Consider the following 22,788-nt stretch of genomic DNA (forward strand, 5'->3'; position numbering starts at 1 on the left):
GCGCGCTTACTTCGCGCTCTTGCGCGCCGGCGTCTTGCGCGCGGTCTTCTTCGCGGCGACCGGTGCGTCGACTTCGTCCTCGTCGTCCATCGGCTCGCTCGGACGCGCGCCCACGAAGCCCGTGTTTTCCGCGAGCTTCAGACGCACCGGCTTGTCGCCCCAGATTTCTTCGAGGTTGTAGTACTGGCGCAGCGCCGGTTGCAGGATGTGGACGATCGCGTCGCCGCAATCCACGAGCACCCATTCGCCGGTCTCTTCGCCTTCCGTGCTGACGATGTCGCCGCCGGCTTCCTTGACCTTTTCGCGCACGCTCGAAGCGAGTGCCTTGGTCTGACGGTTCGACGTACCGCTCGCCACGACCACGCGATCGAACAGCTCGGTCAGATGGCTCGTGTTGAAGACGCGGATGTCCTGTGCCTTGACGTCTTCGAGAGCGTCGACGATGGTGCGCTGAAGTTTGCGGATGTCCATATTTACCCGTGGTGCCTGTACAAATGATGTTGAAGAATATAGTCCCACACTGGCGCGGGAATTTTTTCGGCGATGTCGCCGGCGCGTTGCCGCGCCGCCACGCAGGCGGCGATATCGCGCCGGATTTCGGTCGCCGAGACGTCGAGTGCGAGCGTGTCGTCGATCAGCAGATGGCCGTTCGGCGTGCTCGCGAGCGTGGCTGCATCGGCGCGCCGCGCGGCCGCTTCGGCGGCGACGGCGGCGGGCAGCGCCGCAAAATCGAAACCGGGGCGGCTCGCCACGCCCAGATGCGCGAGCGCGAACAGCTCGCGCCATTCGTGCCACGAATCCAGATGCAGCAGTTGATCCGCGCCCATCAGCATGGTGAGCGCGGCGTCGGCGTTGGGCCGGCCGTGCGCGTCGGACTTCGCACGCCAGCGGCGCAGCGTTTCGACCGTGTAGGTCGGGCCGTCGTGCTCGATCTCGTCGGTGTCGACCGTGACCGTCACGCCCGGCAGCGCCAGCGTGGCGGCGGCCGCGCGCGTCATCGCGAGGCGGTGCGCGGCGGGCGTCACGCCGGGCTTCTGCCACGGCTGACCGGCCGGCAGCAGGATCAGCTCCGTCAGGCCGAGCACGCGCGCGAAATGCCGCGCGAGCGCCAGATGGCCCTCGTGGATCGGGTCGAAAGTGCCGCCGAGCAGGCCGACGCGCCGTGCGAGCGCGTGAGCCGGAGCGATGAACGCTTGCGTCACGGTGTCAGATCCAGTCGCGCACGGGCAGGAAGTCGGTGTAGAGGCGCGCTTCCGGCGTGCCCGCTTCCGGCTCCCAGTCGTAGCGCCAGCTTGCGCCCGGCGGCATCGACATCAGGATCGATTCGGTGCGGCCGCCGCTTTGCAGGCCGAAGTGCGTGCCGCGGTCCCAGACGAGGTTGAATTCCACGTAGCGGCCGCGCCGGTACGCCTGGAAGTCGCGCTCGGCCTCGCCGTACGGCAGGGCGCGGCGTTTTTCGATGATCGGCACATACGCCTTCAGGAAGCCTTCGCCGACGCTCTTGAGCATCGCGAACGCCTGCTCGAAGCCGCCTTCGGCGTAGTCGTCGAAGAAGATGCCGCCCACGCCGCGCGCTTCGTTGCGATGCTTGAGGAAGAAGTACTCGTCGCACCATTGCTTGAAGCGCGGATACAGCTCCGCGCCGTAGGGCGCGAGCGCGTCGCGGCAGACGCGGTGGAAATGCTGCGCGTCTTCCTCGAAGCCGTAATACGGTGTCAGATCCATGCCGCCGCCGAACCAGAACACGGGCGCTTCGCCAGGCTTGGTGGCCATCAGCAGGCGCACGTTCATGTGCACGGTCGGGCAGTACGGATTGCGCGGATGCAGCACGAGCGAGACGCCCATCGCCTCGAAACCGCGTCCGGCGAGTTGCGAGCGCGCCGCCGTGGCCGAGGGCGGCAGGGCGTCGCCCTGCACGTCCGAAAAGCCGATGCCGCCACGCTCGAAGAACTGGCCGTTTTCGAGGATGCGCGTGCAGCCGCCGCCGCGCAGCTTTTCGCCGGGCGCGCGCTGCCAGGCGTCGGTCGCGAAGGGCGTGCCGTCGAAAGCGCCGAGCGTGTCGGCGATCTGCGTCTGCAGGCCCGCGAGCCAGGCGCGTACTGCCGCGCTATCGGGCGTGGCGCCGGTCTGGCCAGTCTGAATCGGTTCGTTCATCGGTGCTGAAGGGGTTGTCGGCCTCGGGCCGAACGGTGCCGCGCCGGCTTGTGCCGGTTTGCGCGGAGGTCGGGACGGCGTTCCGAACGCCGCTATGTGTCACTACGCGGCAGTGTAGCGCCGCATCGGCCTGGCTTCGAGCCTGCGCGGACAGGCGGTCGGACGAAGGGGCCAGATGACGCGCGGGCGCCGCATGGCGCCCGTCGTCGAGATGCTGTGTCGACAGGCAGCGCGCACACCGTGGTCCGCGCGCCGCGTGCCGCTGTCTTACTGCTTGCGCCCCGCGGCGCGATAGCCGATGTCGTGGCGATACTGCATGCCGTCGAACGAGATGCGGTTCACGGTCTCGTAGGCCACGTTCTGCGCGCTGCGCACCGAGTCGGCGAGACCGACCACGCACAGCACCCGGCCGCCCGCCGTCACCAGCTTGCCGTCGACGATCTGCGTGCCAGCGTGGAAGGTGACCGAGTCGTCGGTTTCCGCCGGAATTTCGCTGATGCGATCGCCCTTGCGCGGCGTTTCCGGGTAGTTGTACGCGGCCAGCACCACGCCCAGCGCGGTACGGCGGTCCCATTCCAGCTCGACCTGGTTGAGCGTGCCGGCGATGGCATGCTCGACGACCTTCGAGAAGTCGCCCTTCAGGCGCGCCATGATCGGCTGTGTTTCCGGATCGCCCATGCGGCAGTTGAATTCGAGCGTCTTCGGGTTGCCTTGCGCGTCGATCATCAGACCGGCGTACAGGAAGCCCGTGTAGCGGATGCCTTCCTTCTCCATGCCCGCCACGGTCGGCAGGATGATTTCGCGCATCACGCGCGCGTGCAGCTGCGGCGTGACGATGGGCGCGGGCGAGTAGGCGCCCATGCCGCCCGTGTTCGGGCCCTGGTCGCCGTCCTGCAGACGCTTGTGGTCCTGGCTCGACGCCAGCGCCAGCACGTGCTTGCCGTCGACCATGACGATGAAGCTTGCTTCCTCGCCCGCGAGGAATTCCTCGATCACGACGCGCGCGCCGGCGTCGCCGAGCTTGTTGTCGGCGAGCATCGAATCGATCGCCTGATGCGCTTCTTCCAGCGACATCGCCACGACCACGCCCTTGCCCGCGGCGAGGCCGTCGGCCTTGATGACGATGGGCGCGCCCTGCTGATCGACGTAGGCGTGCGCGGCCGTCGCGTCGGCGAAGGTCTCGTAGGCAGCGGTCGGGATGTTGTGGCGCTTCATGAACGCCTTGGCGAAGTCCTTCGAGCTTTCGAGCTGCGCGGCTTCCTTGCTCGGGCCGAAGACCTTCAGACCGCGCGAGCGGAAGACGTTGACGATGCCCGCGGCGAGCGGTGCTTCCGGGCCGACCACGGTGAGCGCCACCTGTTCGCGCTCGGCGAAATCGGCAAGCTCGTTGATGTCCGTGATGTCGACATTGGCGAGCCGCTCGTCCTGCGCGGTGCCGCCGTTGCCCGGTGCGACGTAGACGAGCTGCACGCGCGGCGACTGGGCGAGTTTCCACGCCAGCGCATGTTCGCGGCCGCCAGAACCGACGACGAGTAACTTCATGTAAATCCCCGAAAGACCAGAACCAGAAACAGTTGCGGCCGGCGCGACCTGCGCCAGCCGTGGAATGCGCGTGCGGGCGCGGGGCTGCCCGCGCCCGCGCCGATGCCATTATTCGTCGGCGATCGACGCGTTGGTGTACACCTCCTGGACGTCGTCCAGGTTTTCGAGCGCGTCGAGCAGCTTCTGCATCTTCACGGCGTCGTCGCCGGTGAACTCGACTTCGGTCTGCGGCTTCATCGTGACTTCGGCCACTTCGGCCTTGAAGCCCGCGGCTTCCAGCGCGTCCTTGACCTTCTGGAAGTCGTTCGGCGGGCAGACCACTTCGATGCTGCCGTCTTCGTTCGTCACGACGTCGTCGGCGCCCGCTTCGAGCGCGGCGTCCATCAGCTTGTCTTCGGGCGTGCCCGGCGCGAACACGAACTGGCCGATGTGATCGAACATGAACGACACCGAGCCGTCCGTGCCCATGTTGCCGCCGAACTTCGAGAACGCGTGGCGCACTTCCGCGACCGTGCGGGTGCGGTTGTCGGTCATGGTGTCGACGATGACCGCCGCGCCGCCGATGCCGTAGCCTTCGTAGCGGATTTCTTCGTAGTTCGCGCCATCGACGCCGCCCACGCCGCGCTGGATCGCGCGGTTGATGTTGTCCTTGGGCATGTTGGCGTCATAGGCCTTGTCGACGGCCAGACGCAGACGCGGGTTCGAGTCGATTTCACCCCCGCCCATGCGCGCCGCCACCTGGATTTCCTTGATGAGCCGCGTCCAGACCTTGCCGCGCTTGGCGTCAGCCGCAGCTTTCTTGTGTTTGATGTTGGCCCATTTCGAATGACCCGCCATACCTTTCTCCGTCGCACGCTCCGCGCGTGCATGGTGCTAGTGCAGTTGTCGTTGCTGCAGTGTCGATGCCGCAGTGCTCAATACCGTGCTCAATACGATTGCCGGACGCGCTCGCGCGCTGTCGAGCGGCGAGGCCGGTGTGCCCTTGAGTGTCTTGTCCGCCCTGGGTGGCTGCCGCTCAGGCGCCGATCCTTCCCGATCGTTGCCGGTCGCTGCATGCGGCCGAAACGCCCGGCGCACGCGAATGGTCCAACGCATTCGAGGCGTCCGGCGTGTACGGCGCACGCGAGCGGGACCGGTTTCCGGTGCGCGCGCCCGGGCGCATCGGCCTTGCATCGGTTCCGGGCGGGTTGCGCCGCGCGCGGGACCGGCCGTGCTTCGGACCACAGCGGCCGTCAGGTGGATCTGAATTTTATCACGCCGGGACCCGTCGGCTTCGCCCCGTCGCTGCGATTGCGCGCGGCGTGCGGGTTCGGGCCGGACGGCGGCGGGGTTGTCCGCGCGTGGCCGGACGATTCGTGTGGCGAAGCGCTCAGGCGCGGCGGGGCGCCGTAAACGGGGCGCGAGCAGGAGGCCGCGAACGCTGGCTGTGGCGCTATACGCCGCGCAAAGCCAGGCGCGACAAGCGCGACAAGCGCGACAAGCGGCAGACAGTCCGTGCGGAGCCGGCGCGGGCGTGGGCACAAACGCGCGCCCACGTCCCACGACGCCCGCCTGTCTTAGTTCTTGGTGCCGAACAGGCGGTCGCCGGCGTCGCCGAGACCCGGAATGATGTACGCGTGGCTGTCGAGGTGCGAATCGAGCGAGGCCACGTAGAGCTTCACGTCCGGGTGCGCCTTCTGGAACACCTCGACGCCCTCGGGCGCGGCCACCAGCGCGAGGAACAGAATGCGATCGCCGGGCACGCCGCGGCGCTTGAGCACGTCGATGGCGTGCGCGGCCGAGTAGCCCGTGGCGACCATCGGATCGCAGAGGATGAAGGTGCGGTCTTCCAGATCCGGCAGGCGCACGAGGTATTCGACCGGACGGTGGTCGTCGGCGCGATAGACGCCGATATGGCCCACGCGCGCCGACGGCACCAGTTCGAGCAGGCCGTCGGACATGCCCACGCCCGCGCGCAGCACCGGCACGATCGCGAGCTTCTTGCCGGCGATCACCGGGGCGTCGACTTCGACGAGCGGCGTCTGCACGCGGCGCGACGCGACCGGCAGGTCGCGCGTGATTTCATAGCCCATCAGCAGCGTGATCTCGCGCAGCAGCTCGCGGAACGTGCGCGTGGACGTGTCCTTGTCGCGCATGTGGGTGAGCTTGTGCTGGATCAGCGGGTGATTGAGGATGAAGAGATTTGGAAAACGGCTGTCCTGTTTCATGACGGGGCGCACAAGGCTGCTAGAGATATCGGGGGCGCTGGACGGGGCCTGAAAACGGCCGGTCCGCGTGACGGACTCAAGTATACGGGAACGGCGGGCGAACGACGCGGCCGTGGCGTGGGATCGGCGTGCGGATTGGCGTGTGGATCGACCAGGATCGGCAGCGGCGTCCCACGCGTGCGGCGCGATTCTTCTAGAATCGCAAAAATCGGACGCGGACGTGGGTGCCGGATCGCCGGACCGCCGGATCGCCGGATCGCCACGCCGCCGTCACGCTTCGTTCATGCAGGTTCACGCAGGCACAGAAAGAGGACGCAACAAGATGGACATGGGCATCGCAGGACGCAGCGCGCTGGTGTGCGCCGCAAGCAAGGGACTGGGGCGCGGCTGCGCCGAGGCGCTCGCCGCCGAGGGCGTGAACGTGACGATCGTCGCGCGCACGGAGCAGACGCTCGAGGAAACCGCCGCGCAGATCCGCGCCGCGACCGGCGTCGAGGTCAAGGCCGTGGCCTGCGACATCACCACCGAAGCGGGCCGCGCCGCCGCGCTGGCTGCGTGCCCGTCGCCGGACATTCTCGTGAACAATGCGGGCGGTCCGCCGCCGGGCGATTTCCGCAGCTTCACGCACGAGCAGTGGATCGCCGCGCTCGAAGGCAACATGCTCACGCCGATCGCGCTGATCCAGGCGACCATCGACGGCATGACCGCGCGCGGTTTCGGGCGCATCGTCAACATCACGAGTTCGTCGGTGAAGGCGCCGATCGACGTGCTGGGCCTGTCGAACGGCGCGCGCTCGGGACTCACGGGCTTCGTCGCGGGCGTCGCGCGCCAGGTCGCGAGCACGGGCGTGACGATCAACAACCTGCTGCCGGGCGCGTTCGACACCGACCGCATCCGCTCGACCATCGTCGCTCAGGCGCAGAAGCAGAATCTTTCGCTCGACGAAGTGCGCGCGCGCCGCGTGAAGTCGATTCCGGTCGGCCGCTTCGGCACGCCCGACGAATTCGGCCGCGCCTGCGCGTTCCTGTGCAGCGTGCACGCGGGCTATATCACCGGACAGAACTGGCTCATCGACGGCGGCGCCTATCCGGGCACCTTCTGAGCGGGCATAGTGCGCACGACGGCGTCCGGTCATCCGGCCGGCACGCCGCGATTCTTTCATCGACACCCGACATACCCAAGGAGCAGAAGGCCATGCCCACCCGCGTCGCGCTGATCGCGCACGACCATAAAAAAGACGACATCGTCCGGCTGACCGGCGAATACGTCGACACGTTGCGCCGCTGCGCGCTGCTCGCCACGGGCACGACCGGCGGGCGCATCGAGGCGGCGCACGGCCTGAACGTCGAGCGCATGCTGTCCGGCCCGCACGGCGGCGATTTGCAGATCGGCGCGCAACTGGCCGAGGGCAAGGTCGACGTGGTGATTTTCCTGCGCGATCCGATGACCCCGCAGCCGCACGAACCCGACATCAACGCACTCGTGCGCGCCTGCGACGTGCACGACGTGCCGTGCGCGACCAACATCTCGACGGCGCGCATGATTCTCGACGTGCTCACGCAGCGTATGAAGGACGTGGTGTAAGCCGCATCGAGACACATCGAAACGCAGCGAGACAGATTGACTCCGACTTTTGCACGCATTGGCACGACTCAAGGAGACATGAGATGAGCAAGGCAATCCGATACGACAAGACCGGCGGCCCCGACGTCATGAAGTGGGTGGACGTCGAAGTGGGCGAGCCGGGCGAGGGCGAGATCCGCGTGAAGCAGACCGCCTGCGGTCTGAATTACATCGACGTGTATTTCCGCACCGGCCTCTATCCGCAGGCGCTGCCCGCGGGTCTGGGCATGGAAGCGGCCGGCGAGGTGACGGCGGTCGGCGCGGGCGTGACGAGCGTGAAGGTGGGCGAGCGCATCGCCTATGTCGCGCGTCCGCCGGGCGCGTATGCGCAGGAGCGCGTGCTGCGCGCCGACCAGGTGATCCGCGTGCCCGATTCGATCAGCGACGAGCAGGCCGCCTCGCTCATGCTGCAAGGCCTGACCGCGCAATATCTGCTGCGCCGCACCTATCGCGTGAAGGCCGGCGACACGATCCTGATTTCGGCGGCGGCGGGCGGCGTGGGCCTGATCGTCTGCCAGTGGGCGAAGGCGCTGGGCGCGACCGTGATCGGCACAGTGGGCTCGGACGAAAAGGCCGAGATCGCGAAGGCGCACGGCTGCGATCACCCGATCGTCTACACGCGCGAGGACTTCACGGCGCGCGTGCGCGAGATCACGAACGGCGCAGGCGTGCCCGTGGTGTACGACTCGATCGGCAAGGACACGTACACGAAGTCGCTCGACTGCCTCGCGCCGCTGGGCATGTTCGTGAGCTTCGGCAATGCGTCGGGGCCGCTGCCGCCGATCGATTCGTCGGAGTTCGCGGGACGCGGCTCGCTGTTCTTCACGCGCCCGACCTTGTTCACCTATATCGCCAAACGCGCCGACTACGAAGCGATGGCCGCCGAGCTGTTCGAGGCGGTGGCTTCGGGCAAGGTGAAGACGTCGATCAATCAGCGTTACGCGCTCCAGGACGTGGGCCAGGCGCACACCGATCTCGAAGCGCGCCGCACCACGGGTTCGACGATCCTGCTGCCGTAAACACGCGGTTTCGCTCACGGCGTTTCCAGCCGATAAAAAAGGCGCGCATGTCAGCCATGCGCGCCTTTTTGTTTGTCCTTTGTTTGTCTTTTACTTTCCGCCCGTTTGCTTTCGCGCGCCGCCGCGCCTTGTCCGACAAGGCGGCGCGCGCGCATGCGCATACCGATGCCGTCCGCGTTTACGCGTTTTTTATACGCACGCCCCAAGCTTTGATCCGGATTTAACGCGATAAACCTTACCTTACCGCCATCCATCAATGGAGAACACGACAATGGATGTGCTGTATATCGGGGGGCTGGCGGTCTTCGCCGCGCTCACTTATGCGTTGATCGCCGGCTGCGAGAAGCTCATGCAGTACCGCCGCGCCGATCAGGGTGTCAAGGGAGCGCGCTCATGACCTGGATTTTCTGGTTGTCGGGGCGGCGACGCTGTTGCTGTTCGTCTATCTCGTCCATGCGCTGCTGCGCGCGGAGGACATCGAATGAACGCCAACAATCTGCTGCAAACCGGGCTGTTCATCGCCGTGCTGCTGGCGCTCGCGGTGCCCGTCGCGGGCTATATCACGCGCGTGCTCGACGGCCGTTCGCGCGTCGTGCGCCTGTTCGCGCCGGTGGAGAATCTGCTCTATCGCCTCGCGGGCGTGGACGTCAACGCCGAGATGAACTGGAAGCGCTATGCGTTCGTCACCATCTCGTTCAACGTGCTGGGCGTGGGTTTCCTCTACCTGCTGCTGCGCATTCAAGGCTGGCTGCCGGGCAATCCGCAGACCTTCGGCGCGATGACCGTGGACGGCGCGTTCAACACGGCGGTCAGCTTCGTCACCAACACGAACTGGCAGGACTATTCGCCCGAACAGACCGTGAGCTATCTCACGCAGATGCTCGGTCTCACGGTGCAGAACTTCCTTTCGGCGGCCACCGGCATCGTCGTGGTGGTCGCGCTGATTCGCGGTTTCGCACGCCATTCGGCGCAGACCATCGGCAACTTCTGGGTCGACCTCACGCGCACGACGCTCTACATCCTCGTGCCGATGGCGGCGCTCGTCACGGCGCTGCTGATGAGCCAGGGCATGATCCAGAACTTCAAGTCGTATCAGGACGTGCCGACGCTGCAAACCACGACCTATGCCGCGCCGAAGCTCGATGCGCAGGGCAATCCGGTCAAGGACGAGAAGGGCAACGCCGTCACCGTCGATACCAAGGTGACGACGCAGACGCTCGCGATGGGTCCGGTCGCCTCGCAGGAAGCGATCAAGATGCTCGGCACCAACGGCGGCGGTTTCTTCAACGCCAATTCCGCGCATCCGTACGAAAACCCGACGCCGTTTTCGAACTTCGTCGAAATGTTGGCGATCCTGATCATTCCGGCCGCGCTCTGTCTCGTGTTTGGCAACATGGTCGGCGACCGCCGGCAGGGCGTGGCGGTGCTCGCGGTGATGACGATCGCGTTCGCCGTGGCGGTGGGCGTCGAATTGTCCGCGGAACAAAGCGGCAACCCGATGTTCACGTCGCTCAACGTCGATCAGCACGCGAGTGCGCTGCAGGCCGGCGGCAACATGGAAGGCAAGGAAACGCGCTTTGGTATCGCGCAGACGGGCATTTTCGTCGTGACCACCACGGCGGCGTCGTGCGGCGCGGTCAACGCGATGCACGATTCGCTCACGCCGATCGGCGGCCTCGTGCCGATGCTCTTCATTCAACTCGGCGAAGTGATCTTCGGCGGCGTGGGCTCGGGCCTCTACGGCATGCTCGTGTTCGCATTGCTCGCGGTGTTCGTGGCGGGCCTGATGATCGGCCGCACGCCCGAATACGTGGGCAAGAAGATCGAATCGTTCGAGATGAAGATGGTGTCGATCGTGATTCTGCTCACGCCGCTGCTGGTGCTGCTCGGCACCTCGATCGCCGTGCTCACCGCCGCGGGCAAGGCCGGCATCGCCAATCCGGGCGCGCACGGTTTCTCCGAAATCCTCTACGCGTTCAGCTCTGCCGCGAACAACAACGGCAGCGCGTTCGCGGGCCTGACCGTCAGCACGCCGTTCTACAACTGGCTGCTCGGCATTGCGATGTGGTTCGGCCGTTTCGGCACCATCGTGCCGGTGCTGGCGATCGCGGGTTCGCTCGCGAGCAAGAAGCGCATCGCCGTGACGGGCGGCACGCTGCCCACGCATGGCCCGCTGTTCGTCGTGCTGCTGCTCGGCTGCGTGCTGCTGGTGGGCGCGCTCACCTACGTGCCGGCGCTTGCGCTCGGTCCGGGTGTCGAGCATCTGATCATGCTCGGCGTGCATTGAACGGGGATCTTTCGAAATGACACAACATAGTGCAACACGGTCCATGTTCGATCCGGCGCTGGTGCGCCCGGCCATCGTGGACTCGTTCAGGAAACTCAATCCGCGCACGCAGCTGCGCAACCCGGTGATGTTCTGCGTCTACGTGGGCAGCGTGCTCACGACGATCCTCTGGATCGCGGCGCTGATGGGGCAGGCCGAAGCGCCCGCGGGCTTCATTCTCGCGGTCGCGCTGTGGCTCTGGTTCACGGTGCTGTTCGCGAACTTCGCCGAAGCGCTCGCCGAAGGCCGCTCGAAGGCGCAGGCCGCCTCGCTGCGCCAGGCCAAGCGCGACGTGATGGCGAAGAAGCTCAACGAGCCGCATCCGAAGGCGCCGATCCGCATCACGACCGCCACCGATCTGCGCAAGGGCGACGTGGTGCTGGTCGAAACCGGCGACACGATTCCCGCCGACGGCGAGGTGATCGAAGGCGTGGCCTCGGTCGACGAATCGGCGATCACGGGCGAATCCGCGCCGGTGATCCGCGAGTCGGGCGGCGACTTTTCGTCGGTCACGGGCGGCACGCGCGTGCTGTCCGACTGGATCGTCGTGCGCGTCACGGCGAATCCGGGCGAGGCGTTTCTCGACCGCATGATCGCGATGGTCGAAGGCGCGAAGCGCCAGAAAACGCCGAACGAAATCGCGCTGACGATCCTGCTGGTCGCGCTGACGCTCGTGCTGCTGCTCGCCACCGCAACGCTGCTGCCGTTCTCGATGTTCTCGGTCGAAGCCGCGAAGATGGGCCACGTGGTGACGATCACGGCGTTGACCGCGCTGCTCGTCTGCCTGATTCCGACCACCATCGGCGGGCTGCTCTCGGCGATCGGCGTGGCGGGCATGAGCCGCATGATGCAGGCCAACGTGATCGCCACTTCGGGCCGCGCCGTGGAAGCGGCCGGCGACGTCGACGTGCTGCTGCTCGACAAGACCGGCACGATCACGCTCGGCAACCGTCAGGCGTCGGCTTTCGTGGCCGCGCCGGGCGTGAACGAAGAAGCGCTCGCGGACGCCGCGCAACTGGCCTCGCTTGCCGACGAAACGCCCGAGGGCCGCAGCATCGTCGTGCTCGCGAAGCAGCGCTTCAACATTCGCCAGCGCGACATGCATGCGCTCCAGGCCGTGTTTCTCGCGTTCAGCGCGCAGACGCGCATGAGCGGCGTGGACCTGCCGGGGCGCGAGATCCGCAAGGGCGCCGCCGACGCGGTGAAGAACTACGTCGAGCAGCACGGCGGCCGCTTCCCCTCGGAAGTGAACACGGCCGTGGACGAAGTCGCGCGGCGCGGCAGCACGCCGCTCGTCGTGGCCGAGCGTCACGGCGACGATGCGCGCGTGCTGGGCGTGATCGAGCTGAAGGACGTGGTGAAGGGCGGCATCAAGGAGCGCTTCGCCGAGCTGCGCAAGATGGGCATCAAGACCGTGATGGTGACGGGCGACAACCGCCTGACCGCCGCCGCGATCGCCGCCGAAGCCGGTGTCGACGACTTCCTCGCGCAAGCCACGCCGGAAACCAAGCTGGCGACGATTCGCGAGCATCAGGCGCAGGGCAAGCTCGTGGCGATGACCGGCGACGGCACCAACGACGCGCCGGCGCTCGCGCAGGCCGACGTCGCCGTGGCGATGAACACCGGCACGCAGGCCGCGAAGGAAGCGGGCAACATGGTCGATCTGGATTCGAATCCGACCAAGCTCATCGAGATCGTCGAGATCGGCAAGCAGATGCTGATGACGCGCGGCTCACTCACGACCTTCTCGATCGCCAACGACGTCGCCAAGTACTTCGCGATCATTCCGGCCGCGTTCGCCACCACGTATCCGCAGCTGAACGCGCTCAACGTGATGCATCTCGCCACGCCGGCCTCCGCGATTCTCTCGGCGGTGATCTTCAACGCGCTGATCATCGTGCTGCTGATTCCGCTCGCGCTCAAGGGCGTGAAGTACCGGCCGCTCGGCGCGGCGATCCTGCTGCGCCGCAATCTGCTGGTCTACGGGCTCGGCGGGATTCTGGTGCCGTTCGTCGGCATCAAGCTGATCGACATGGTGCTCGCGGCGTTCGGTTGGGTTTGAGGTGCGCCTTGCAAATGCGCTTTGCAATTGAACAGGAAGCCAAAATGAAATCGCAGTTTCGTCCTCTGATCGTGATCTTCGCCGTGCTCGCGGCGATCACCGGGCTCGTCTATCCGGCCGTGATGACCGCGTTCGGGCAGGCCGTGTTCCACCGCCAGGTCAACGGCAGCCTCGTCGAAGTCGACGGCAAGGTGGTCGGCAGCGAGCTGATCGGCCAGCAGTTCGACGCGCCCCAGTATTTCTGGGGCCGCCTCTCGGCCACCTCGCCGATGCCGTACAACGCGCAGGGTTCGGGCGGTTCGAACCTGGGCCCGACCAACCCGGCGCTCGCCGATGAAGTCAAAGGCCGCATCGACGCGCTCAAGGCTGCGGGCACCGACGTCTCGCAGCCGATTCCCGCCGATCTCGTGACCTCGTCGGCGAGCGGTCTCGATCCGGAGATCTCGCCCGCCGCCGCCGCGTACCAGGTCGCACGCGTGGCGAAGGCGCGTCATCTGAGCGCCGGCGACGTGCAGGCGCTCGTGGACCGCTACACCCAGGGCCGCCAGTTCGGCCTGCTCGGCGAGCCGCGCGTGAACGTGCTGGAGCTGAACCTCGCGCTCGACGGCAAGGAAGTGAGCTGAATCCGCTGACGGGGTAAGCCTCGCAGGCTGGATGGGCACCGCACGCCGCCTTTCGCGCGGCGTGCGGTTTGCCATTTCGGCGCCACGGTGAGACGATCGGCGATGGCGTTCCGGCGCTTGCCGACCCGCGCCGGGTGCGAATCACCACACTGCGCACAACACGCGAAACACATAACGCGAAATCCGCATGAACCGTCCCGATCCCGACGAACTCCTCGACCGGCTGCAACGCGATGAAGAAAAACGCCGCCGCGGCAAGCTGAAGATTTTCTTCGGCGCGTCGGCGGGCGTCGGCAAGACTTACGCGATGCTGCAAGCCGCGCGCCGCCGCGCCGACGAAGGCGTGGACGTGGTGGTCGGCATCGTCGAAACGCATGGGCGCAGCGAAACCGCCGCGCTTACGAACGGCCTCGACGTGATGCCGCGCCAGCGCCTCGCGTATCGCGGCCGCATGCTCGACGAATTCGATCTCGACGCCGCGCTCGCGCGCAAGCCGCAACTCGTGCTGGTCGACGAACTCGCGCATTCGAACGTGCCGGGCGCGCGCCATCTGAAGCGCTGGCAGGACGTCTACGAACTGCTCGACGCGGGCATCGACGTTTATACGACCGTCAACGTGCAGCACCTCGAAAGCCTCAACGACGTGGTCGGGCAGATCACCGGCATCCGCGTCTGGGAGACGGTGCCCGACCGCGTGTTCGACGGCGCCGACGAAGTCACGCTGGTCGACCTGCCCGCCGAGGAACTGCTCGACCGCATGCGCGACGGCAAGGTGTATCTGCCCGCGCAGGCCGAGCGCGCGGTGCGCAACTTCTTCCGCAAGGGCAATCTGATCGCGCTGCGCGAACTGGCGCTGCGCCGCACGGCCGACCGCGTCGACGCGCAGATGCACGAATACCGCGCCGACCGCTCGATCCAGCACGTCTGGCAGGCGCGCGAGCGGCTGCTCGTGTGCGTCGGGCCGGGGCCGGAAGCGCCTGCGCTGGTGCGCGCGGCGGCGCGCCTCGCCGCGAGTCTCAAGGCCGACTGGATTGCCGTCTACGTCGAAACGCCGAAGCTCCAGCGCCTGCCCGACGCGATCCGCGAACGCACGCTCGGCGCGCTCAAGCTGGCCTCCGAACTGGGCGCGGAAACCTCGACGCTCGCGGGCGAGGACGCCGCCGTCACGCTCGCGGGTTACGCGCGGCTGCGCAACGTCTCGAAGCTGGTCGCGGGCGCGTCGCTGCGCAGCGGCTTCTCGCGCTGGTGGCGCAGGCCGTTCGGCGAGCGGCTCGCGGAACAATCCGGCGACGTCGACCTGACGCTGGTGCGCGCGAGCGGCAACGACGTCGACCGTTTGATCGGCCGCAGCGGGCGCGATGGGCGCGACGCGGGCTCGGCCGCCGCGCGCGCCGCCAACGCGTGGCGCGAGGCCATCGCCGAGGGCGCCGCGCATCGCTCGCCGCCGCGCGCGTATGCGGCGGCGCTGGCGATCTGCGCGGGCATCACGCTGCTCGCCAACCAGTTGAACGACCGCATCGCGCTCGCCAATCTCGTGATGCTGTATCTGCTCGGCGTGATCTTCGCGGCCACGAAGCTCGGGCGCGGGCCGGGCGTCATGCTCTCGTTCGCGAGCGTGGCCGCCTACGACTTTTTCTTCGTGCCGCCGCGCCTGTCGTTCTCGGTCAGCGACACGCAGTATCTGCTGACCTTCGTGGGCATGTTGCTGACCTCGCTCGTCATCAGCCATCTCACGTCGAGCCTGCGCCGCGAGGCGAGCGTCGCGCAGCGCCGCGAACAGCGCACCGGCGCGATGTATGCGATGGCGCGCGAACTCGCCGCCGCGCTCGCGACCGAGCAGATCGTCGCGATCGGCAGCCGCCATGTGAGCGAGGTGTTCAACGCGCGCGTCGGCATTCTGTTGCCCGATAGCGCCGACAAGGTGCAGCAGAAGATCGAGGACCCCGATCCGCAGATCATGCTCGACGCCGCGAGCCTCGATCTCGACGTCGGCCAGTGGGTCTACGACCAGCAGAAACCGGCGGGTCACGGCACCGACACCTTGCCCGCGGCCGCCGCGCGCTATCTGCCGCTCAAGGCGCCGATGCGCACGCGCGGCGTGCTGGCCGTGGTCACGCGCGATGCGCGCGAATTGCAGGTGCCCGAGCAGCAGCGCATGCTCGACGCCTTCGCTGCGCAGATCGCGCTCGCGCTCGAACGCGTGCACTACGTGGAGATCGCGCGCGACGCGCTCGTCAACATGGAGTCCGAACGGCTGCGCAACTCGCTGCTTTCGGCGATTTCGCACGATCTGCGCACGCCGCTCACGACCATCGTCGGCTTTTCGTCGATGCTGGCGCAGACGCACGAGCCCGGCGCGCCTGACGACACGCACAGCGCGCGCACCGGCGAGCTGATCGAGGCGATACACGACGAGGCGCTGCGCATGACCGGCATCGTCACGAATCTGCTCGACATGGCGCGTCTGCAGGCCGGCAGCCTCAAGCTCAACCGGCAGTGGACGCTGCTGGAGGAAACCGTCGGCGCGGCGCTCGCCGCGTGCCGCCGCGTGCTCGCGCGCCATCCGGTGCAGGTGAAGCTGGAGGCGGGCTTGCCGTTGCTGCAGCTCGACGCCGTGCTGATGGAGCGGCTCTTTTCGAATCTGCTGGAAAACGCGGCGAAATACACGCCGCCCGACACGCCGCTGACGATCGCCGCGCGCCGCATCGAGGAGCACGGCCAGCCTTTCGTGCGCGTGAGCATCGACGATCGCGGGCCGGGCCTGCCGCCTGGCATGAACGAGCGCATCTTCGAGAAGTTCACGCGTGGCGAGAAAGAGTCGGCGAAACCGGGCATCGGGCTCGGGCTCGCGATCTGCCGCGCGATTGTGGAAGCGCACGGCGGTACAATCGGCGCGGCCAATCGCGTCGATGCCGACGGCCAGACGGAAGGCGCGTCGTTCTGGTTCGCGCTGCCCGTGGAGGCGCCGCCGCCGTTGCCGAGCGACGTCGCCGAGTCCGAAGAGGCCGATGCAGCCGACGCGGAACACGGCCTTCATGACGCGCTCGACGCGCATGACGACGCGCATGACGAGACGCATGAAGCGCGCGACGGCGCTTCGGCGCCTTCAACCTTCGATCTGAAACCTGCATCGCATTCGAACCCGCATCCCGACCATGAGTGATCCGAGTCTTGCCGTTGTCCTGATCGAAGACGAAAAACAGATCCGCCGCTTCGTGCGTGCTTCGCTGGAGGGCGAGGGCATCACGGTCTACGACGCCGAAACCGGCAAGCAGGGGCTCGTCGAGGCGGCCACGCGCAAGCCCGACCTCGTGATCGTCGATCTGGGGCTGCCCGACACGGACGGTCTCGATGTGATCCGCGAGCTGCGCGGCTGGAGCGATCTGCCGGTGATCGTGCTGTCCGCGCGCACCCAGGAAAGCGAAAAAGTCGCCGCGCTCGATGCAGGCGCCGACGACTATCTGACCAAGCCCTTCGGCGTCTCCGAACTGCTGGCGCGGATTCGCGCGCATCTGCGGCGGCGCAACCGCGGCGGCGCGAACGAGGCGCCGCAGGTGAGCTTCGGCGCGGTGACCGTCGATCTGGGCATGCGCCAGGTGACGCGCGAGGGCGCGCCCGTGCATCTCACGCCGATCGAATATCGCCTGCTCGCCACGCTCGTGCGCGACGCGGGCCGCGTGCTCACGCATCGCCAGTTGCTGCGCGAGGTGTGGGGGCCGTCGCACGTGGAAAGCAGCCACTATCTGCGCATCTACATGGCGCATCTGCGGCAGAAACTGGAGCGCGATCCGGCGCAGCCCGAGCACATCGTCACCGAGACGGGCGTGGGCTATCGCCTCGTGGGCGTGCAGTGACGCAGGTGAAGCAGCCGCGTCGCGAGTAGGGCGGCAAGGCGGTTCGGTGACGCGCGTCGCGCACCAGACTGGTGCTATACTTACAGGCGTGTAAGGACGACCTTGCACGTCTTTCTTCGGGGACGGCCCCATTTTTTCAAGTGGAGCGTCCCGGATGCCCTGGTTCATTCTTCTCATTGCTGGCCTGCTCGAAGTCGCCTGGGCGGCCGGTCTCAAGTCCTCCGAAGGTTTCACGCGTTTCTGGCCCTCCGTGTTCACGATCGTGACCGCGCTCGGCAGTTTCGTGCTGCTCTCGATCGCCATGCGTCAGTTGCCGCTCGGCACGGCCTACGCCGTGTGGACGGGCATCGGTGCGGTGGGCGCGTTCGTGTTCGGCATCGTGATGATGGGCGAGGCCGTGAGCGCCGCGCGCGTGGCGAGTGCGGCGCTGATCGTGCTCGGCATCATCGGGCTGAAGCTCAGTTCGGCGGCCTGATCCGGTTCCGGATCGGCGAGACCTTCCACGCGCCGTGCGGCGATGCGGCGCGCATTTTCCCCACATTTTCGGCAAAAATCGTGGGTTTTTGCGTGGCGCGCATGCGCAACACCGCTGCGGCGGTGCAGCGAGCGTGGCTATAATGGGATGGTCATCAACCGATAACACTCCGCGCCGCGGATAACGCGAGCGCCGCTGCCCGATGGCGCCGTGTCCGGCGAAGCGGGCGCGCTGCGTTTGCGCCAGATTCGTGGGGGACGGCGCCGCGCGAGCCTCGCGCGAGGAGGCAGTCATGCTCGAACCGATTTCGCTTGCCGCGGGCCTGTCCTGGGGCAGCGGCCTGCGCCTCTACCTCACGGTCCTCATGGCCGGCGTGCTTCAGCGCCTCGGCTTCATCCATCTGCCCGACACGCTCGCGGTGCTCGCTTCGCCCTGGGTGATCGGCATCGCCGCCGCGCTCACGGTGCTCGAATTCCTCGCCGACAAAGTCCCCGCGTTCGATTCGCTGTGGGACGCGCTGCACACCTTCATCCGCATTCCCGCCGGCGCCGTGCTGGCGGCGGGCGCGCTCGGCCACGCCGATCCGGCGGTGCTGACGATCGCCGCGCTCGCGGGCGGCACGCTCGCGGGCACCGCGCATCTGGCGAAGGCGGGCACGCGCGCGCTCATCAATCTGTCGCCGGAACCGGTCTCGAACGTGGTCACGTCGAGCGCCGAGGACGGCATGACCTTCGTCGGCGTGCTGCTCGCGCTGTTCGTGCCGCTGCTGTTCCTCGTCATGCTCGCCGCGTTCCTGCTGGTGGCGACCTGGGCGCTGCCGCGTCTGTGGCGCGGCGTGCAGGGCGGCTTTCGCGGCATGGCGACGCATATGGTCTCGCGTTTCTCGCTGCGGAGCCGTCACGATTGAACCCGCCGAATCTGTCCTCGCCACCGTCTACGCCATCTTCTAACCCCGTTTCTTCTCGATCCACGCGCGCCGCCCCCGGCTGGGGCGACCTCGTGCGCCTCGCCGCCCGCATGACCGCACGCGACTGGCGCGCGGGCGAACTGACGATGCTGCTGCTCGCCCTCGTGCTCGCGGTGGCCGCGCTCGCGAGCGTGGGTTTTCTCGCTGATCGTCTGCAACGCGGACTGGAGCGCGACGCGCGCCGCATGATCGCCGCCGATTTCATCGTGCGCGCCGATCATCCCGTCGATCCGGCGTTCGCGCGCGAGGCACAGGCGCTCAAGCTGCAAACCGCGAATACGGCGATTTTCCCGAGCATGGTCAGCGCGGCCGGCGATGCCGACGGCGCGCAGACGCCCACGCGGCTCGCGGCGGTCAAGTCGGTGTCGGCAGCCTATCCGCTGCGCGGCGCGCTGCGTATATCGAGCGGCCCCGGCGCGCCCGATCACGCGGCGCAGGGCATTCCGCCGTCCGGCACCGTCTGGGTCGACGATCAACTGCTCGACGCGCTCAAGGTCCACGTCGGCAGCCAGGTGCGCGTGGGCACGCGCACGTTCACGATCGGCGCGCTCATCACACGCGAACTCGATCGCGGCTTCTCGTTCGTCAACTTCTCGCCGCGCCTGATGCTCAACGAGGCCGATCTCGCCTCGACCGGCCTCACGGGCTACGGCAGCCGCGTGACCTATCGCCTGCTGGTGGCGGGCGCCGATCAGGCCGTCGCGCAGTTCGCGCAATTCGCGCATGCGCGCGTCGACGGCGGCAAGATGCGCGGCGTCGGCCTCGAATCGCTGCAGGACGGCCAGCCGCAAGTGCGGCAGACGCTCGACCGCGCGCGCCATTTCCTCACGCTCGTCTCGCTGCTGACCGCTTTGCTCGCGGCCGTGGCGATCGCGATGGCCGCGCACCGTTACACGCGCCGCCATCTCGACGGCTGCGCGGCCATGCGCTGCCTCGGCGCGAGCCAGCGCACGCTGCGTACGCTGTTCGTGCTCGAATTCGCGGGCCTTGGGCTGGTGGGCGGCGCGATTGGCGTCGCGCTCGGTTATGCGGGCCATCTCGCGCTGCTCGCGTGGCTCGGCACCTTGATCGATGTCGCGCTGCCGTATCCGGGGCCGCTGCCCGCGCTCGAAGGCGTCGCCGCCGGACTGGTGCTGCTGCTCGGCTTCGCGCTGCCGCCGCTGTTGCCGCTCACGCGCGTGCCGCCGGTGCGCGTGCTGCGCCGCGAATGGGGCGAGGAAAGCCGCACGGCGTGGGCTGCGTATGCCGTGGGCATCGCGCTGTTCGCGGGCCTGCTCGTGATCGCGGCGGGCGAACTGAAGCTCGGCGGCATCGTCGCGGGCGGGTTCGCGCTCGGCCTGCTCGTGTTCGCGGGGCTCGCGCGTCTCGCGCTGTGGGGCGCGGCGCGTCTCGCGCGCAGTCAGCGCAATGGTTTGGAGGCGCGCGCGGGCGTGGGCTGGCGCTATGCGCTGGCGTCGCTTGAACGGCGGCCCGGCGCGAGCGCACTGCAGATCACCTCGCTCGCCATCGGGCTGATGTGTCTGCTGCTGATCGCCATGACGCGCAACGACCTGATCGAAGGCTGGCGCAAGTCGACGCCGCCCGACGCGCCCAACGAATTCCTGATCGACATCCAGCCCGACCAGCGCGATGCGGTGGCCGCCTGGCTCTCGCAGCACGGCATCGCGAGCCCCGATCTGGCGCCGATGGTGCGCGGCCGCCTCATCAGCATCAACGGCAAGCCGGTCGATCCCGAGCAGTACAAGAGCGAGGATGCGCGCCGTCTCGTCGACCGCGAATTCAATCTCTCGTACACGACGCAACTGCCCGACGACAACCGCATCGAAGCCGGCCAGTGGTACGGCGAGACGAGCACGCCGCAACTGTCGATCGAGCAGGGACTCGCGAAAATCCTCAACGTGAAGCCCGGCGACGTGCTGACCTTCGACGTGACCGGCCTCGAAGTGACCGCGCCCGTGACGAGTCTGCGCAAGCTCGACTGGGGCTCGTTCAAGGTCAACTTCTTCGTGCTGATGCCGCCCGCGCTGCTGCACGATTTTCCGGCCACGTTCATCACGAGTTTCCATCTGCCCGACGCGCAGCGTAATGTCGTCGACGGGCTGGTTGCGAAGTATCCGAACGTGACGGCCATCGACGTCGGGCCGATCCTCGCGCAGATCCAGCGCGTGCTGGAGCAGGTGATCGGCGCGGTGCAGTTTCTCTTTATTTTCACGCTCGCGGCGGGTGTGCTCGTGTTGTACGCGGCGCTCGCCGGCACGCGCGACGAACGCATGCGCGAGTCGGCGCTGCTGCGCGCGCTGGGCGCGTCGCATCGGCAGGTGAGGTCGGTGCAGATTGCGGAGTTTGTCGCCGTGGGCGCGCTCGCCGGGTTGATGGCGGCGCTCGGCGCGCAGGCTGTCGGCTACGTGCTGGCCACGCGCGTGTTCGACTTCTATCTCGCCTTCGATCCGTGGCTCGTGCCCGCGGGCATCGCGGCGGGCGTGGTGTGCGCGGGCGTGGGCGGCTGGGTCAGTCTGCGTCACGTGCTGGCGCGGCCCGCGTTGCAATCGTTGCGTGACGCTTGACGTTCGAACCGTGATGCGGATGCGCGCGGCGGTGCTTGCCTCACGCGGGTGTCGTGCGCGCGCATTCCGTTATAGGATGCCGGTGCTGCTCACACCGACACCATGACCACCGACTCGACAGAATCAAGCGCATCGACTGAGAAAGCCACGCCAATGCGCTTTCTCGACACCTATCTCGCCGCGCTGCTCGCGCGCGCGAGCGCGCTCATCTCCGACGAATTCCACGCCACGCTCGCGCGCAAGAAGATTCCTGCGCTGCAATGGCGCGTGCTCGCCTGTCTGTCCGATGGTCCGTTGCCGATGGGCGATCTCGGCCGCCTGATCCTCGCCAAGCAGCCGACCGTGAGCAAGCTGATCGATCGCATGGAAGCGGCGGGCATGGTCGCGCGTCAGGACGATCCGCAGAGCCGCCGCCGCACGCTCGTCGCGCTCACGCCGCAGGGCCGCGCGCTCGCGGCGGAGTTGATCGCGCTGGCGCTGGAGCACGAGGCGTCGGTGCTGCTGCCGTTTCCGCCCGAGTCGGCGAAGCTGTTCGTCGAGATGCTGCGTCAGCTGATCGAGCAGCACGCAAAATAACGCACTTTCCCCGCACTTTCCCGCAGCTTCACGGCAAGCGCGGTTAAAGCGCGAGACTGCCCGTGCTCGTCCCGCCGCACACATAAAGCGTTTGTCCCGTGACGAAGCCGTTTTCCGGCGCCGCGAAGAACATCGCGGCGCGCGCGATGTCGTCGGGCTGGCCAAGGCGGCCGACCGGAATGCCCGCCGCGATCTGCGCGACCTTGGGGCTGTCGGCGGGCACGACCGCATGGAACATGTCGGTCTGCACGGGGCCGGGCGCGATGGCGTTCGCGGTCACGCCGAGCGGCCCGAGTTCGAGTGCCCACGTGCGCACGAGGCCGAGCATGCCCGCCTTGGTCGCCGAATACGCGGTGCGCGTGGCGAGCCCGAGCGCCGCGCGCGACGAGATCAGCACGAGCCGCCCGAAATGCTGCGCGCGCATCGCGGGCAACATCGCCTGGGCGAGCGCGATGGGCGCGTCGAGATGCAGATTCGCGAGCGCGATCACGTCGTCGTGCGTGACGTCGGGCAGCAGCGCCGCGCGGATTACGCCCGCGTTGTGCACGAGCGTCGTGGGCGCATGGCGCGCGACGACCTCGGCAGCGGCGGCGCGCGTGGCGGCGGCGTCGCAGAGATCGACTTCGAGGGTGTGCAGGCGCGCGTGGCCCGGCGCGTCGGCGCGCAGATCGAGCGAGATCACTTCGTAGTTCGCTTCGAGCAGATGCTCGACGATGGCGCGGCCAATGCCCGCGTTGCCCCCGGTGACGAGGGCGGTGCGCGGTGCGGCGGATGGCTGGCGGGTGGAGTCGGTCAT

At 67.7% G+C, this 22,788-nt stretch carries 22 protein-coding genes; 14 read left to right on the forward strand and 8 right to left on the reverse strand.

Annotated elements, in window-relative coordinates:
• Window positions 1-6: 6 nt before the first annotated feature.
• From rsfS to upp, 6 genes are all read right to left on the reverse strand, one after another.
• Entirely contained in the window at window positions 7-471 is a 465-nt protein-coding gene (gene rsfS, locus G5S35_RS04555) for a ribosome silencing factor (protein WP_074984781.1), read from the reverse strand.
• 2 nt (window positions 472-473) lie between these two features.
• Window positions 474-1,202, reverse strand: coding sequence for a nicotinate-nucleotide adenylyltransferase (locus G5S35_RS04560; protein WP_074984782.1), 729 nt, complete (start codon window positions 1,200-1,202; stop codon window positions 474-476).
• Window positions 1,203-1,206: 4 nt separating this feature from the next.
• Window positions 1,207-2,154: an oxygen-dependent coproporphyrinogen oxidase gene (gene hemF, locus G5S35_RS04565; RefSeq protein ID WP_074984784.1), complete on the reverse strand. Its 948-nt coding sequence runs from the start codon at window positions 2,152-2,154 to the stop codon at window positions 1,207-1,209.
• A gap of 267 nt (window positions 2,155-2,421) precedes the next feature.
• The gene (gene purD / locus G5S35_RS04570; RefSeq protein WP_183038685.1) at window positions 2,422-3,696 is read right to left on the reverse strand and encodes a phosphoribosylamine--glycine ligase; all 1,275 of its coding nucleotides are present in this window, start codon (window positions 3,694-3,696) and stop codon (window positions 2,422-2,424) included.
• A 108-nt stretch (window positions 3,697-3,804) separates the two neighbouring features.
• Window positions 3,805-4,533 carry a YebC/PmpR family DNA-binding transcriptional regulator gene (locus G5S35_RS04575; RefSeq protein WP_065064492.1) on the reverse strand — a complete coding sequence of 243 codons (729 nt, stop codon included), beginning with the start codon at window positions 4,531-4,533 and terminating at the stop codon, window positions 3,805-3,807.
• Between the two features lie 719 nt (window positions 4,534-5,252).
• On the reverse strand, window positions 5,253-5,903 hold the full coding sequence (gene upp / locus G5S35_RS04580) for a uracil phosphoribosyltransferase (RefSeq protein WP_065064494.1): 651 nt from the start codon (window positions 5,901-5,903) through the stop codon (window positions 5,253-5,255).
• A 322-nt stretch (window positions 5,904-6,225) separates the two neighbouring features.
• Between upp and G5S35_RS04585 the strand changes: the two genes are divergently transcribed.
• The 3 genes from G5S35_RS04585 to G5S35_RS04595 all read left to right on the forward strand — a co-directional run bounded on the left by G5S35_RS04585 (window position 6,226) and on the right by G5S35_RS04595 (window position 8,545).
• Complete coding sequence (locus G5S35_RS04585; protein WP_065064496.1) at window positions 6,226-7,005, forward strand: SDR family oxidoreductase; 780 nt, start codon at window positions 6,226-6,228, stop codon at window positions 7,003-7,005.
• Window positions 7,006-7,097: 92 nt separating this feature from the next.
• Window positions 7,098-7,487 (forward strand): methylglyoxal synthase, encoded by a 390-nt coding sequence (locus G5S35_RS04590; RefSeq protein WP_065064498.1) that lies wholly within the window; start codon window positions 7,098-7,100, stop codon window positions 7,485-7,487.
• 83 nt (window positions 7,488-7,570) lie between these two features.
• Window positions 7,571-8,545, forward strand: coding sequence for a quinone oxidoreductase family protein (locus G5S35_RS04595; RefSeq protein WP_074984787.1), 975 nt, complete (start codon window positions 7,571-7,573; stop codon window positions 8,543-8,545).
• A 50-nt stretch (window positions 8,546-8,595) separates the two neighbouring features.
• Here G5S35_RS04595 and G5S35_RS04600 read toward each other — a convergent pair whose 3' ends face one another.
• Window positions 8,596-8,799, reverse strand: coding sequence for a hypothetical protein (locus tag G5S35_RS04600; RefSeq protein WP_124261146.1), 204 nt, complete (start codon window positions 8,797-8,799; stop codon window positions 8,596-8,598).
• Between the two features lie 17 nt (window positions 8,800-8,816).
• Between G5S35_RS04600 and G5S35_RS04605 the strand changes: the two genes are divergently transcribed.
• The 11 genes from G5S35_RS04605 to G5S35_RS04655 all read left to right on the forward strand — a co-directional run bounded on the left by G5S35_RS04605 (window position 8,817) and on the right by G5S35_RS04655 (window position 21,992).
• Complete coding sequence (locus G5S35_RS04605; protein WP_065064636.1) at window positions 8,817-8,942, forward strand: potassium ABC transporter ATPase; 126 nt, start codon at window positions 8,817-8,819, stop codon at window positions 8,940-8,942.
• Window positions 8,920-9,030, forward strand: coding sequence for a potassium-transporting ATPase subunit F (locus tag G5S35_RS04610; protein WP_237181343.1), 111 nt, complete (start codon window positions 8,920-8,922; stop codon window positions 9,028-9,030). The genes G5S35_RS04605 and G5S35_RS04610 overlap by 23 nt, the downstream gene beginning before the upstream one ends.
• Window positions 9,027-10,832: a potassium-transporting ATPase subunit KdpA gene (gene kdpA, locus G5S35_RS04615; RefSeq protein ID WP_065064502.1), complete on the forward strand. Its 1,806-nt coding sequence runs from the start codon at window positions 9,027-9,029 to the stop codon at window positions 10,830-10,832. The genes G5S35_RS04610 and kdpA overlap by 4 nt, the downstream gene beginning before the upstream one ends.
• Before the next feature lie 16 nt (window positions 10,833-10,848).
• Complete coding sequence (kdpB, locus tag G5S35_RS04620) at window positions 10,849-12,933, forward strand: potassium-transporting ATPase subunit KdpB (protein ID WP_065064504.1); 2,085 nt, start codon at window positions 10,849-10,851, stop codon at window positions 12,931-12,933.
• 44 nt (window positions 12,934-12,977) lie between these two features.
• Complete coding sequence (gene kdpC, locus G5S35_RS04625; protein ID WP_183038686.1) at window positions 12,978-13,556, forward strand: potassium-transporting ATPase subunit KdpC; 579 nt, start codon at window positions 12,978-12,980, stop codon at window positions 13,554-13,556.
• 187 nt (window positions 13,557-13,743) lie between these two features.
• The gene (locus tag G5S35_RS04630) at window positions 13,744-16,719 is read left to right on the forward strand and encodes a sensor histidine kinase (RefSeq protein WP_176080501.1); all 2,976 of its coding nucleotides are present in this window, start codon (window positions 13,744-13,746) and stop codon (window positions 16,717-16,719) included.
• A complete protein-coding gene (kdpE, locus tag G5S35_RS04635; protein ID WP_065064506.1) occupies window positions 16,712-17,410 on the forward strand; it encodes a two-component system response regulator KdpE in 699 nt (232 codons plus the stop codon). Before G5S35_RS04630 ends, kdpE begins: the two co-directional genes overlap by 8 nt.
• Window positions 17,411-17,564: 154 nt before the next feature.
• Complete coding sequence (sugE, locus tag G5S35_RS04640) at window positions 17,565-17,885, forward strand: quaternary ammonium compound efflux SMR transporter SugE (RefSeq protein WP_065064508.1); 321 nt, start codon at window positions 17,565-17,567, stop codon at window positions 17,883-17,885.
• 292 nt (window positions 17,886-18,177) lie between these two features.
• On the forward strand, window positions 18,178-18,792 hold the full coding sequence (locus G5S35_RS04645) for a DUF4126 domain-containing protein (RefSeq protein ID WP_065064510.1): 615 nt from the start codon (window positions 18,178-18,180) through the stop codon (window positions 18,790-18,792).
• A 110-nt stretch (window positions 18,793-18,902) separates the two neighbouring features.
• Window positions 18,903-21,416 (forward strand): ABC transporter permease, encoded by a 2,514-nt coding sequence (locus G5S35_RS04650; RefSeq protein ID WP_237181344.1) that lies wholly within the window; start codon window positions 18,903-18,905, stop codon window positions 21,414-21,416.
• 153 nt (window positions 21,417-21,569) lie between these two features.
• Window positions 21,570-21,992 carry a MarR family winged helix-turn-helix transcriptional regulator gene (locus tag G5S35_RS04655; protein WP_167371416.1) on the forward strand — a complete coding sequence of 141 codons (423 nt, stop codon included), beginning with the start codon at window positions 21,570-21,572 and terminating at the stop codon, window positions 21,990-21,992.
• 43 nt (window positions 21,993-22,035) lie between these two features.
• On the opposite strand, the gene G5S35_RS04660 is transcribed toward G5S35_RS04655, so the two are convergent.
• Entirely contained in the window at window positions 22,036-22,788 is a 753-nt protein-coding gene (locus G5S35_RS04660; RefSeq protein ID WP_074984794.1) for an SDR family NAD(P)-dependent oxidoreductase, read from the reverse strand.

The sequence above is a fragment of the Paraburkholderia tropica genome (assembly GCF_014171495.1).
Lineage (GTDB): Bacteria > Pseudomonadota > Gammaproteobacteria > Burkholderiales > Burkholderiaceae > Paraburkholderia > Paraburkholderia tropica.